General features: G+C 45.6%; 10 protein-coding genes. All 10 read right to left on the minus strand.

What is annotated here, in order from left to right; translation table 11 throughout:
• Nucleotides 1–29: 29 nt before the first annotated feature.
• Entirely contained in the window at nt 30–1,076 is a 1,047-nt protein-coding gene (locus MZO41_RS10560) for a SepM family pheromone-processing serine protease (RefSeq protein ID WP_003640808.1), read from the minus strand.
• Nucleotides 1,069–1,560, minus strand: a complete 492-nt coding sequence (coaD, locus tag MZO41_RS10565; RefSeq protein ID WP_003644584.1) for a pantetheine-phosphate adenylyltransferase — start codon at nt 1,558–1,560, stop codon at nt 1,069–1,071. Before coaD ends, MZO41_RS10560 begins: the two co-directional genes overlap by 8 nt.
• 3 nt (nt 1,561–1,563) lie before the next feature.
• Entirely contained in the window at nt 1,564–2,127 is a 564-nt protein-coding gene (gene rsmD / locus MZO41_RS10570; RefSeq protein ID WP_003644585.1) for a 16S rRNA (guanine(966)-N(2))-methyltransferase RsmD, read from the minus strand.
• A gap of 15 nt (nt 2,128–2,142) precedes the next feature.
• Nucleotides 2,143–2,445 (minus strand): YlbG family protein, encoded by a 303-nt coding sequence (locus MZO41_RS10575; RefSeq protein WP_003640811.1) that lies wholly within the window; start codon nt 2,443–2,445, stop codon nt 2,143–2,145.
• Between the two features lie 160 nt (nt 2,446–2,605).
• On the minus strand, nt 2,606–6,037 hold the full coding sequence (locus tag MZO41_RS10580) for a pyruvate carboxylase (RefSeq protein ID WP_011101664.1): 3,432 nt from the start codon (nt 6,035–6,037) through the stop codon (nt 2,606–2,608).
• A gap of 30 nt (nt 6,038–6,067) precedes the next feature.
• Nucleotides 6,068–7,234 carry an FtsW/RodA/SpoVE family cell cycle protein gene (locus MZO41_RS10585; RefSeq protein ID WP_003645668.1) on the minus strand — a complete coding sequence of 389 codons (1,167 nt, stop codon included), beginning with the start codon at nt 7,232–7,234 and terminating at the stop codon, nt 6,068–6,070.
• Nucleotides 7,235–7,696: 462 nt separating this feature from the next.
• The gene (locus tag MZO41_RS10590) at nt 7,697–9,286 is read right to left on the minus strand and encodes a TIGR03766 family XrtG-associated glycosyltransferase (protein ID WP_013355674.1); all 1,590 of its coding nucleotides are present in this window, start codon (nt 9,284–9,286) and stop codon (nt 7,697–7,699) included.
• A 101-nt stretch (nt 9,287–9,387) separates the two neighbouring features.
• Nucleotides 9,388–10,740: a TIGR03111 family XrtG-associated glycosyltransferase gene (locus tag MZO41_RS10595; protein ID WP_011101666.1), complete on the minus strand. Its 1,353-nt coding sequence runs from the start codon at nt 10,738–10,740 to the stop codon at nt 9,388–9,390.
• Nucleotides 10,740–11,339 carry an exosortase XrtG gene (gene xrtG / locus MZO41_RS10600; protein WP_003640816.1) on the minus strand — a complete coding sequence of 200 codons (600 nt, stop codon included), beginning with the start codon at nt 11,337–11,339 and terminating at the stop codon, nt 10,740–10,742. Before xrtG ends, MZO41_RS10595 begins: the two co-directional genes overlap by 1 nt.
• Nucleotides 11,340–12,270: 931 nt before the next feature.
• On the minus strand, nt 12,271–13,572 hold the full coding sequence (locus tag MZO41_RS10605) for a Firmicu-CTERM sorting domain-containing protein (protein WP_011101668.1): 1,302 nt from the start codon (nt 13,570–13,572) through the stop codon (nt 12,271–12,273).
• Nucleotides 13,573–13,608 lie beyond the last annotated feature (36 nt).

The following is a 13,608-nucleotide window of genomic DNA, read 5'->3' on the forward strand; positions in this document are numbered from 1 at the left end:
AAACTTTGCTAACTTGCATTTCAATTTTACTATTGGTGTGTCTGCAAATAATGAACGGCCTGTTTAAATGAGGTCACTGGAACAACTTTCATATTAGGCGCGTACTTTTTCGCGGTCGCTTTAGCAAGTTGATAGTTAGTTTGACCCTTTTCTTCAACCGCCAAAAGCGCTTTGGTTGGTTTCACATACGGTGCAAAGAAAATTGTCGCCCCTGCCCGCTTAGCAGCAATCACTTTCTTGTCGATACCACCAATTTCACCAACTTGTCCATTTTGATCGATGGTGCCGGTCCCCGCAATCTTCCGTCCGTGTCGCAAATTCTGATTAGTCAATTGCTGATAGATTTGCAAGCTAAACATCAATCCGGCCGAGGGACCCCCGATTTGTCCGGGATCAACCTTAACCGGAATAGTCGTCGTCACTTTAATATTATCAGTTAGGCCGATACCAATCCCGGCGCGGTGCGTGCTCAGCTTGATTAGGGGCGCACTTGCTTGCTTCAAGTGGCCCTTTCGCCGATACGTGATCGTCACTCGATGTCCGACGCCCTGCTTACCAATATAATGCTGATACGCACTGGCTGTATTAAAATGGTGGCCATCGACTTTCGTAATCGTATCGCCAACTTTTAACTGGTTTCTAAATTTCGAATTAGACTGAACCGTTAAAACGTAGATACCCTGATAAACCTTGCGGTATTGCTGATGCGCAGCCGAATACGCCGTCGCGATAGCTTCGTTGATTGCACTTCGCATATAAAACTTCTGAACCCGATTATAAGTCGCGTCATCCTGACCGCCAGTCATATCCTGAGCACTGACCACGTCATAGTGCGGATTCAATTGTGCGTAAAGCCACATCAGCGGCGTCGCCCGAGCTTCTGCGACCGAGGTCAACATAAACTTCCCCCGGTGATGATCCGGATGCCGCTTGACGGTCACAAAAGTCTTCAAATTGTTTGCACTTCCGGGTCCTTCAATATAGTACGGTAAAGGAATTAGAAATAGTGCAAGTACCACCAGTATCACGACCAGCAAGCCCCAGTAACGTTTTAACAACTCCCGGCCCTTAGTCATGCTGATCAGTTCCTAACCGCTGATGGAGTTTTTGCGCCACCGCGGTCGGGACGTACTTGGAAACGTCCGCTCCCATCTTGGCAACTTCCTTAATTAAGCTGGAAGAAAAGTAAGCGTACGGGGGCCGTGCAATCAAGCAAATCGTTTCGATTGTCTCGTCTAATGACTTGTTCATCCAAGCGATATCACGTTCATATCCGAAGTCCTGTTCATTCCGCAAACCTCGTACCAAAACTGTCGCATGGACACTCGCCATAAAGTCAACGGTCAAACCAGTTGCGGCCTGAACTTCAACGTTGGGTAAATCCGTCAGCTCATCACTGATCATCGCGACTTTTTCCGTCATCGTAAATAACGGTTGCTTACTCGTATTGACCATGACGGCCACAATCAACCGGTCAACTAATCGACTGGCACGTTGAATCATATCCAAGTGGCCCCGTGTGATTGGGTCGAAACTCCCCGGAAAAACTGCTGTCACCATAACTTACCCGACCTCCGTTACTTTTTGGTAAATGGTAATGACCGTAATACCGTAATCTTGTTGTCTGATCAACTCAAATCCGGGTAAGACCGTTGGCAAGTTCGCATTCGTATCCGTCTCACAAATGATCCGACAACCCGGATTCAACAATCCTAGTGCATCACAATGCTGAATATCCTTCACAATCTGTTGCTTGGCATAGGGTGGGTCTAAAAACACCCAATCAAAGTATTCATCTTGGGATGCTAATCGGTCCAAAATACGCTCAGCATCGCCTTTGATAACTTCAAATCGTTCGGGGGCTTTTGTAACGGCAATGTTATCCTTAATCGTCTTGATAGCTTGATACTGCCGATCAATCAAGACGGCCCGAGCCACTCCGCGTGATACAGCTTCGATACTCAAGCCACCGCTCCCAGCAAATAAGTCTAGGGACTGCCCACCATCGAAATAGGGGCCAATAATATTAAAAACAGCTTCTTTAACTTTGTCCGTCGTCGGCCGAGTTTGCATGCCTGGCACGGCTTTGAGCCGTCGACCACCAAAGTCTCCTGCTACAATTCGCATTTCATCTTCACCAACTTAATCCTCATCATCGTCATCAGGCGCACCAGTCGTGGTTGGCTTAAAAAAGCCTTGATCCACACGTTCGCCAAAGTTCATTGCAACGTCCGGGCGGTATGACGGTTCAACCCTGCGGACAAAATTTAATTTTTTGATTTTCGTGGTCGCGGCCGGAATTTGACTTTCATCCATGTACAAGACCACATAATGCTCTTTACGCGATTGGTATTGAATTAATCCAAAACGTTTCAATTGACGCACCTGCTTCATCGAATGCATATAAACGATGAGCGACCGGCGCGGTTTAACTGTAAAATCCATCGAACCTCACCTCTTCTACTAGCGTTGCTGTTTAAATGTTAGGCTAGATTCAGCATTTCGTCAACTAAGTTCTTAACTACGCAGTGGTTTTTATTGGCGAAGCGCTGAAGCTAAAAAACACTAGTAACCTAAGCCACTAGTGTTTTTGCTTGAAATATCCTTATTGTGGTGCAATCTCGAGCAGTAAGTCATCCGTCTGAATGACGTCACCCGCATTAACATAAATATGTTCGATGACCCCATCTTCCGGTGCCTGAATGGTTGTCTCCATCTTCATTGCTTCCGTCACAAGTAATGGCTCACCTTTCTTAACCGTTTGGCCCTTCTTAACTAACAGTTTCAGAACTGAACCACTCATCGTTGCGCCAACTTCATCTTCATTAGTTGGTTCCGCCTTGCGCGTGCTGGTTGCCGATTGGTGAATGGCATTGTCCTTGACCATAATCTCTTGATTTTGACCATTGATACTAAAGTAAAGTGTCCGGACACCATCGACATCGGGATCACTAATCTGATTAAGCTTGACGATCATCGTCTTACCTTTGGCTAACTCAATATTGACCGTCTCACCGAGCCGCATGCCTTGGAAAAAGGTCGGTGTGTCTAACAGTGATACGTGCCCGTAGCGCTTATGGCTAGCGTCGTAATCCATGAATACTTTCGGGTACAGGATGTAGCTGAGCACTTCCTGATGGCTCGCTTCATGACCAAGTTTAGCCGATAACTCTGCTTTGACCGCAGCAAAGTCAGCTGGTTTGGCTAAACTACCGGGCCGCACAGTCAACGCTGGCTGGCCTTTCAAGACAATCTGCTGGAGCTTCTTTGGAAAGCCTCCGACTGGTTGACCAAGATTGCCAGCAAAGAAGTTGATGACCGATGCCGGGAAATCGAGCTTGGTACCCTGATTATAAACATCGTCCGGTGTCAAGTGATTTTCCATCATGAACAGGGCCATGTCACCAACAACTTTAGAGCTGGGCGTAACTTTGATAATATCACCAAACATATCATTGACCGTCGCATACATCGTCTTAACTTCTTCCCAACGATCCCCAAGACCAACAGCCTTAGCTTGTTGCTGCAAGTTAGAATATTGTCCACCCGGCATCTGCGTCTGATAAATATCTGTCTGTGGTCCGGTCATACCGTTCGAGAAGTCTTGGTAGTATGGCCGTACGCCTTGCCAATACCGATTGATGGCTTCAACGTTGTTAATATCAACATCAGGTTGACGATCATTGTGGGCTAATGCGTAATACAACGAACTCATTGATGGTTGGCTGGTCGTGCCTGATAGCGCACTCGCAGCAACATCGACCACGTCAACACCAGCTTCCACTGCTCGGGCATAGGTAAAGATTCCATTACCAGTCGTATCATGCGTATGCAGATGAACTGGCACGGACAGCGCGTCTTTCAACGTCGATACTAATTCATAGGCGGCCTCTGGCTTTAACACACCCGCCATATCCTTGATGGCAATAATGTCGGCACCAGTTGATTGCAGATCCAAGGCCAGCTGACGATAATAATCAAGATTGTATTTTTGCCGGTCAGGGTCCATAATGTCGCCCGTATAACAAATCGTGGCTTCCGCAATCTTCCCGGTTTCCTTGACGGCCTGAATACTCTTTTCCATTTGAGGAATCCAATTCAAACTGTCAAAAATGCGGAAAACATCAATGCCACTCTTAGCTGCTTCTAAGATAAATTCGCGAATCACATTATCTGGATAGTTCTGGTAACCCACCGCATTGGAACCACGGAACAACATTTGGAAGAGTGTCCGGGGCATTGCCTGCCGAAGTTCTTTCAGCCGATTCCAGGGATTTTCATTTAGAAAACGATAGGCCACATCGAACGTCGCACCACCCCACATCTCATAGGAGAATAACTGTGGCAACGCTTTTTGTGAAGCCGCGGCAACGGCTAACATATCCTTCGTCCGCATCCGCGTTGCAAATAAACTCTGATGCGCATCCCGCATGGTCGTATCTGTTAATAACACTTGCTTCTGGGCTAACAACCACTGTTGTAATCCCTGGACACCTTGTTGATCCAACACGTCTTTTGCCGTGACGATGTCGGGTGCGATCGGTTGAAAATCATCCTTAAACTCAACGTCCGGATAGTACTTCTTCGAATGTTGGGCAACGTCAGCGAAACCATTGACCGTCACATTCCCAATATACTTCAACATCTTATCTTCACGTTGCGTATCGTCAGGGAATTTGAAGAGCGTTGGGGTCTGATCAATAAACCGGGTCCCCGCTTCACCTGCTTGGAACGTTGGGTTGTCAATCACATTCAGCATAAACGGAATGTTCGTCTTCACGCCGCGAATATCGAATTCAACTAGGACGCGTCGCATTTTATGAACGGCCGCTTTGAAGTTCCGCGCCGCAACACAAGCCTTTACAAGCAGTGAATCAAAATAAGGTGTTACGATTGCGCCGGAATAGGTATTACCAGCATCCAAACGAACCCCATTACCACCTGGTGACCGGTACGTCTCGATGCGACCAGTATCTGGCATAAAATCATTTGCGGGATCTTCCGTCGTAATTCGACACTGAATTGCCGCACCCTTATATGTCAATGCGTCTTGATGTGGTAACCGTAAATCCTCGAATAGGTCACCACCCATCGCAATTTTGAGCTGAGCATGGACAATATCGATTTCGGTAATCATTTCTGTCACCGTATGTTCAACTTGAACCCGCGGATTAACTTCCATGAAGTAGAATTGGTCCCCTTCAACCAAGAATTCAACCGTTGCGGCGTTTAAATAGTGTACACTCTTCATCAAGTCGACTGCGGCGTTACAGATCTTTTGACGCAACTCGATTGGCAGGGCCACGGCCGGTGCAAATTCAATCACCTTTTGATTACGGCGCTGAACAGAACAGTCACGTTCAAATAAATGCATGACATTGCCGTGAGCATCCGCTAAAATCTGGACTTCAATGTGTTTGGGATTCGCGATGAATTTTTCCAAGTAAATCTCGTCATCACCAAAGGATTGCATGGCCTCTGAACGGGCACGGTCAAAAGCTTCTTGTAATTCAGAAGCTTCATGAACGATGCGCATTCCCCGACCACCACCACCCATGGCAGCTTTGATCATAATTGGATAACCGTATTGCTGAGTAAACTGTAACGCCTCGTTCAGGCTAGTAACCGGGTGTAAGGTGCTCGGAATCGTCTGCACGCCGGCATCGCGAGCTACACGTTTGGCCGTAATCTTATCACCAAACATCTCGAGGTGCTCTGGCTTAGGACCAACGAAGGTCATGCCTTCTTCAGCAATCCGCCGAGCAAAAGTAGCATTTTCAGATAAAAAGCCGTAACCTGGGTGAATCGCATCCACATGATTTTCTTTAGCAATGCGAATAATATCTTCAATATCCAGGTAAGCCGCAATCGGCGCCTTACCCTCACCTACTAAGTACGCTTCATCAGCTTTAAAACGGTGAACTGAAAACTCATCTTCTTTGGCGTAAATCGCAACAGTCTGAAGGCCTAATTCGTGGCAAGCACGAATGACCCGGGTCGCAATTTCACCACGGTTAGCAATTAATACTTTCTTCACCAAAATCCCTCATTTCCAAATAAAATCGTCTTAGCCTGCCTGTCGAACTGTATTAAGGCGCGCCATTTTTTCAAGTGCACTAATGTTTAATACCAATCCTAGTGAAAGCGTCAATACCATCATGCTAGAACCACCATAACTCATGAATGGGAAGGTCACCCCAGTAATCGGAATCAGACCAACGATCCCACCCACATTAATAAATGCTTGAATGGTCATGTAGGCTGCGACACCGTAACAGACCAACGCGTTGAACGTATTAGTCGCACGAACCCCGATATAGATCGTGCGCATCACGATGACAAGTAGTAAGCCCATTACGATTAAAATGCCAATTAGTCCGAGTTCTTCGGCAGTGATTGACATAATAAAATCAGTGTTCGGTTCTGGTAAATAACCACGTTTTTGCAAACTATTCCCAATCCCAACGCCTGTCAAACCACCGTTTGAGATGGCATAGTAAGAGTTGACTAACTGCGTCCCCGCTCCTGAAGCCGTTTTAAACGGATTCAGGAAACCGAGAAACCGCCGTAACTGATAAGAATTTGCAAAAGCACTTTGGGGCATGCGACTCACTAAAGGTACTAAAATCCATTCAAAGGCCGCGACCGCCCCAGCAAAGACACCAACACCTACAAAGTATGAAATGCCACTCGCAAACAAAATAACCGCCGCGATGGCTAAATTAATCGTGGCCCCACCAAGGTCGGGTTGCACAAAAATCAGTAAAATCATCGCGAACAACATCACAAACTGAGCACCCAATTCACGGATTCGAGCCACCCCAAAATGTGCCTCCCGTTGAGAAATAATTGATGCCAAGTAAATGATCAGGTAAAACTTGCAAAATTCAGCTGGTTGGATCGAGACTGGTCCCAAAATGATCCAGCCAGCCGCCCCATTAATTGATTGACCAACCAATCGGAGGAGAACCAGAACAAATAACATCGCAAACCCTAACATACCAAGTAACTTGGTTTGCTTAAAATAGTCGATCTTCAAATTCATACAAACCAAGGTGATCACTAAGCCTAAGACGACCCAGATCAGTTGTTTAACTAAATAACCGGTGGGTGTCGAACCGTTTTGTGCGGCTACGTATGAACTCGATGAATAGACCATGACAACGCCGATCCCGCTGAGAATCAAATACGGGATAAACAGCACATAGTCCATATAGTGTAACTTTTTCCACATGAGCTTAAATCCCACCCTAATTAATATCTCAATTCGGATTATCCCCCACAATAACGCGAACTGTTTGCTTGCAACAATTATAGCATAAGTCGATTTTAACACAGCATTTTCACATATTAATTTGTTGTTTTTTAATCAAGTTTGGATTACTGATTTACAAACCAGTGCGTTTAGCCTCATTAATAACCGACTGGCAGCGCCTCCAAATCAGTGTATTTTCCTTAAATGAACGTACCTAGACGATTTGAACAACCCGCGCCGTTCCGGCACTTGACGTCGGAATGAATTTGTCGCGCATTGCCACCCATAACGCGATAAGCGCCCCCGCAAGAGCCAACAATCGACAACGTGAACGATAAAATAGCCGTGGTAAGCCCTATTTAGGACCCACCACAGCTATTTTGGATTGCTAACCGCTCGTTAACGATCGCTTTCGTGTCACGCACTGGGACGATTGCACGCTCACTCGGACTCATCTGCCGCAATCGCGGCTCGCAACTTACGCTGATACCAATCCCTAACACGCCGGACATTCGCAACTGCCCGTTCAAATGAGAATGCGCCCAGTAATAGCAGGCACGGTAAGTACTGAATTAGGTACCGACTCCGACCACCTTCGAACAAGAGGAGGAAGATAAACCCACCAATCATCGCCAACCGGAGCAATTGAATCAATTGCCAGCGCGGGCCAAAACCCAACGCGATAATCACGAGTAGCACTAACCACCACAGTTGCGCCACAAACCGAAAATCTGCAATATGGCGACCGTATAAATAAATAAAGTTTTTTAACCAATTACTAAAGCCCTGGTTGCTTGGTTTTTGATTTTCGCGAAAGAAATTGCCTTCCTTCAACCAGCCAAAGGTCCCGTCAGCAGTATTATTGCGTTGCTTTTTTACCAAGAATTCAAGGTAACCCCACGGTCCCAGTTTCTTGAGCTGACGCTTCAGCATCTTGATTGAGTAAGCCGTTTTTTGTGCCTTGGTGGGCAAAACGGCCATCTGTATCGCCTGCTTTTCACTATACCCGCCGGTGCCGTAAACGCCCATGGCCATAAAATGAATCGCCGGAATCGACCTTGATTTATCGATTTTGATATACGTCTGGTTCTGGATGGCCTGATTCGTATAATGATAAGTGAGGCCGGCACTTTCGAGCATCAAGATTGCCATGGCGACCGTCACAAAAATCATCGTCGTTTGTGAACCTTGCCGCGACCGCAAACGTGCTAAAAAGCTGATGATGGCAATGGCGATTACCGGAATAATGGATGACGGTTTCATGAAGTACGTTAATGTCACGCTCACACCAAACCCAACGGCGGCGGCCACACGCAGTAACGGCGGTCGCTTCGTTTGACTCATCACAAAATAGCACAGCATGAAAAACGAAACCAGCGGCAGTCCCCAAGCATCCGTATACGGCATAATAATACTTGGAAAAACCGCTAACCAACCGGCGTGCAGATACATAGCGATTCCTAACGCCGAGCGTCGTACCACAAATACGCTCATTAAATTGAAAGCTGCTGAAAGATCGACAAAAAACAGCGTCACGTAATCAAAAAATTGCCATGAAGTTTGACCAGTCACTTCCGATAGCCAGTGCATAAAAAGCATGATTGGCATGTTGTTTTGATTAAGACTGTAATACGCCGTCACGCCCACCTCCTGGACGTGTTTCGCACTGGTAGCCGCATAGTGGAGCATCCCAGCGTCAAAACCACTGACGGGATGGACAAATGTCACGAATACGAGCTGACCAATAAAAACAAGTGCTAACAAGACACCAGCCGTCCGGAGCTGTTTTGTGATTAGTAGTCGATATAGCCCCCGATGAACGCGCGGATACGCATAGTTCATAATCAACACGGCGACAATCACAATAATCAACCCCGTCGTCAATAAGGTCGTACTCGTCCCAAACGTCGCGTTATCCCCTAAAATAATATTCGGCGACATTACTGCAAATAACAACATTGGTACAAATAGTAACCACCAAACGCTCGTAATCATCTTCTGACTAAATTGATAAAAATAACGTCTCATCATTAATCTACTTCGTTTGAATTCTTGCACCTGAACTAAACAATCAAGATATTCCGCTAACTTCGCGTGATATCTTGTAGTCAGCCAACACGTGCCGCTTCAACTCATTTTCCTTTCCGGCGTCGATAGTGATTGTGAATTGTACGCCTATCATCACGTAAGACGGCCAACAACCGTTGCCATTCTTCGGTGAACCCCCGCATTTTCCAAGTTGCCTGGGTCGTCATCGCATTGATAACACCAATCAATCGAATCCAAGCTGTCAAAAACATATAAAGTGGCAGCGTTAATGTTAGCCACCATAAATGCTTGTAGAAATGGCGTTCTTCAGGATACGGCTTTAATAAAATACCAACACTAATAAAGTTAATAACCCCTACCATGACGTATAAACTATAGATCAAGAGATATGAAAGCCCCACGACCACAGTTGAATAGCCAAAAGCAATCAAAACAATCGTCGCAAAAGTCCAAATCATTCGTGGAAACGTAAACGTGTGATCAATCATAATTCGCCGCACCAAAAATTCTTTGAAAAAGCCCTTGATGCTAGCTGTTTGTGACATATAATGTTGTGCAACTTCCAGTTCACCACGTTGCCAGCGCTGGCGTTGCGTATATAACTCGGAAAAGCCTGAAATTGGCGCCACATAAAAAATAGCATCCGCACAAATAACGACCTTTTTGCCTAAACGTGTCCGAATCTGAAACGTCATGTCCGTGTCCTCACCGATTGTATCGGTGTCATACAAGAAAGTTTCCATTAACACTTCCCGTCGAAATGCCGAGAAAGCTCCTGACATGGTAAACAGCTGGTCACGGAACGACTCGATGGTACGGCCAGAAAGAAAAGCCTGTGCATATTCGTAATACTCATTTTTAGCCAACAGCCGATGCCACCAACCATGAACTTGCTTAACCAAGTTTCTTTGTGGGAGCACTGCCCCGGTCATGGCCGCAATCTGCTCATCGTTCTCGAACCGTAGTACCATATTTTTAATCGCGTTGGGTTCCAATAAACCATCACTATCAATATTAATGACATAACTACCAATACTCTCGTAAATGGCCGCGTTAAGCGCGCGAGCTTTCCCCTTGTCAGTATTGACATACCGTAAAAATAAATTAGGAAACGCATTTTGGGCGCGAGCATACGCCCCAAAACTATCATCGGTACTCTGATTATTCGCCAAAATAATTTGCATGCTTTTTTTATCATACGTTTGATGATCGATGGAACGAATGCAGTCAAATAACGTATCTTCAGAATTATAAACCGGTACAATGATGGTTACCCACGGCCACTTAGCAGGCGCTTTAAGCCGGGGCATGTGGCGATGTAGTCGCATTAACTTAATAGTCGACATAATTGCCGGAATAATTTCCACCACGATCGGCACTAAGGCCCAGGTAATCCAAAACCCCATTCTAGTCAGCGCTAAGTTTATCCAGTACATCACAGGATTCGCTCCCTCCAATCAATAAACTGCTGATAAAGTCCTCGAGCTAACTGTGAATAGGTAAAAACATTGTAATATAAGACAATGACCAGAACATAGAACAGTAACCGCCCAATCACTGAATGAGCCAGAAAGAATGTTTGACCACCGCCAAAGTGAACAATCACAATCACTACGGACAGGCGTAATACATTAATCAAGTAAATATACAACAATCCAAAAACACCATAAAACACCTTTTCACGACGCTGGTAAGCCGGGTAAAAGGCTACTAGCGAAATAAATGCGCACGTCTCAATGATTCCCGAGCATTCATAATCAATCGACATGATTACCGGATTACCACTATTAATAATGTAGACCAGGCCCATTTTGAACATAATACTGCACCAACCGGTGATATCACTAAACAGCGCTACCCCATGAATCACAGCGTGGGTAAAAAACCACACCCAATACGGACGACTAATTGCCGTCAAGATAAAAAAGAGCCCGGCGCTTCCCACAATGAAGTAGAAGGCAGATAGCCGAGCCCGTTTGAGCACTGACAGTCCGTATAACCATATCACAATCCCTAGTAGGATCTTTACATTCATCGTACATCAGTCCTATTAATTAGCTTACCGACGCGCCTAAGCCGCCGGTGGTTATAAATTGATTGTCAGTAAATTAAATATCATTAGTTCAATAGTTATCGATTCAATTCACATCGTGCAAGTTAATCTATCTTTAATCATGATTAAAACGTGCCAATTTTAGATTCCTGTTCGTCAGCCGGTGCGCGTCCTATTCCGACCTACGGGGCTGGGTGACAATTGCTGGAACGCAGCCGACGTCGATTTGAGCTAACGCATAACCCGCGTCATCTCAAATACGAGTCTTATTCTAAGCCGGAAGAAAGACACTTCCGACTAAGAATAATTTGGCTACTGAGCATTGTCACCCAGCCCCTCCGGTCGGGAAGCCGCTCGAATGGCTAATGAACGACCATCGAACTCGGTACAATTTGTCGTTGACTATTTTGATACTGGAATTTTAAACAAAGCGTTAGGTGTATTAAGCACTCCGTCAAGAGATTAAATCTCACTACAACAATTTAGGATTAGTGAGCTATCTCAATATCATTTTCAGTCTGACAGTTGATTGACAAAATTATGGTTTATGAAAAACAATGACGAATTCACCAAAAGTTGGGTACGCACATGTCCGCCATTCGAACACTGTCCCGACTGGAAGGCGTTTCGGCCAATGCTCAGCGGTGAAATTCCACTTAGCAAGCGTCCTTGGCTTGGTTAGTGGAAGACCAGTATTTAAGACGTGGGTTGCGGCTTAAATCTGTGTCCACCGCGTTCCAGCAATTGGCAGAAATGCCTGGAAGTCGGCTTAGGACGAACCAGCAAAACAAGTTTACACCAACTCGTATCTATTTCCAGCGGGTTTAAGCTGGCTGCTTCTGAATTTAAAGGAACGGCACGTTTTAATCGTGGTTAATGCTAAATAATAACGAGCACAACATGTTATCAATCATTAGTTCTTAGTGGTCGGTAAATCCGTTGCAGTTAATCGACGCCGCTTGCGGAATTTAAAGTATCCCCAAGCAACGATTACGACACCGACACCGGAAATTACGTACGGACCAGTTGAGCCCCCGGCCACGGTCATTTTTTGATTACCGATATTCGGATTGGACATCGTAATCGTTTGGCCGGTCATCGTTGAAATATCGAACTTGCTCAAGTCCACTCGGAATTCAGCAATCGAATGTGAACCGGCTTGAGAAACATACCCGTTGCCGACCGTCCCGTACTGATGGCCCTCATTGTACTTACCACCCGTAAATGAGACAGCTTTGACCGCCCCGTCGCTTTGCGAGCTAGGCATCTCATTGGACCACACGTAATACTTCTGACCACCAATGTCGAAATTATAATCCCCGTAACCGGGAACCTGTCCATACTTCATCTTGACATAAACGTAGACGTACTTCCCGTCACTAACCATTGCCATATAACCGTTATAACCCTCGGTCAAAGTCACGTTCTTCCAATCATTAAAGTTACCATCGATTTTAATGTTGAGATTATCATTGTCATTGGCTGCATTATTGTCCGTCGTCGAGGACGCCTTGGAAGAGACCGTGCTTTTATCAGTAATTACCCCAGCTGAGCTAGTTGCTGAGGAACTGGCTGCACTACTGGTGCTAGTCGTAGAACTTGAACTAGTTGTAGAATTCGCATTTGTACTTGAACTGGTACTACTACTTGAGCTAGTTGAAGTCGCCGTAATTGTTCCAACAGTGCTAGTCGTAGAGTCACTGCCGATATTCGGATTGACCATCGAAATCTGCTTACCACTCGCACTGTCAGTTAATCCTAACTTGGTTAAGTCAATCTGAAATTCGGCATAATTATGCGAACCGTCGTTGGTCACATATCCCGTCCCGACAGTTCCATACTGAGTACCATCGTTCCATTTACCACCAGTTAATGTGAAGGACTTGACCGTTCCCGAGCTAACACTACCTGAAATATTCTTAGACCAAATATAATACGTCTTACCATCAATAGTGAAATTATAGTCGCCATATCCTGGCACAGCACCATTTTTCATCTTGACGTAAACATTGACATACTGGCCAGCACTCGCGAGTGCCGTGTAACCATTATAGCCCTCCGTTAACGTCGCATCTTTCCAGTCGTTCATCTTGCCATCAATGGTGATGTTGGCGCTAGCATGCGCTGCGGTCGTCATTTCAGGATTGATCATTGTTGCCCCCGTTACCCCAAAAACGAGCATGCCTAAGATCATCAACTTATTAATTTTTTTCACGATGATCACACCTCCCAAGTTCAATACCATTTTAAC

Source organism: Lactiplantibacillus sp. C232 (genome assembly GCF_023806725.1).
Classification (GTDB): domain Bacteria; phylum Bacillota; class Bacilli; order Lactobacillales; family Lactobacillaceae; genus Lactiplantibacillus; species Lactiplantibacillus plantarum.

Excerpts from the sequence above, each read along its gene's own strand:
- rsmD (WP_003644585.1), bottom strand. The coding sequence starts at position 2,127 with ATGCGAATTGTAGCAGGAGACTTTGGTGGTCGACGGCTCAAAGCCGTG.
- xrtG (WP_003640816.1), bottom strand. The coding sequence starts at position 11,339 with ATGAATGTAAAGATCCTACTAGGGATTGTGATATGGTTATACGGACTG.
- MZO41_RS10590 (WP_013355674.1), bottom strand. The coding sequence starts at position 9,286 with ATGATGAGACGTTATTTTTATCAATTTAGTCAGAAGATGATTACGAGC.
- MZO41_RS10595 (WP_011101666.1), bottom strand. The coding sequence starts at position 10,740 with ATGTACTGGATAAACTTAGCGCTGACTAGAATGGGGTTTTGGATTACC.
- MZO41_RS10585 (WP_003645668.1), bottom strand. The coding sequence starts at position 7,234 with ATGTGGAAAAAGTTACACTATATGGACTATGTGCTGTTTATCCCGTAT.
- coaD (WP_003644584.1), bottom strand. The coding sequence starts at position 1,560 with ATGGTGACAGCAGTTTTTCCGGGGAGTTTCGACCCAATCACACGGGGC.
- MZO41_RS10560 (WP_003640808.1), bottom strand. The coding sequence starts at position 1,076 with ATGACTAAGGGCCGGGAGTTGTTAAAACGTTACTGGGGCTTGCTGGTC.
- MZO41_RS10575 (WP_003640811.1), bottom strand. The coding sequence starts at position 2,445 with ATGGATTTTACAGTTAAACCGCGCCGGTCGCTCATCGTTTATATGCAT.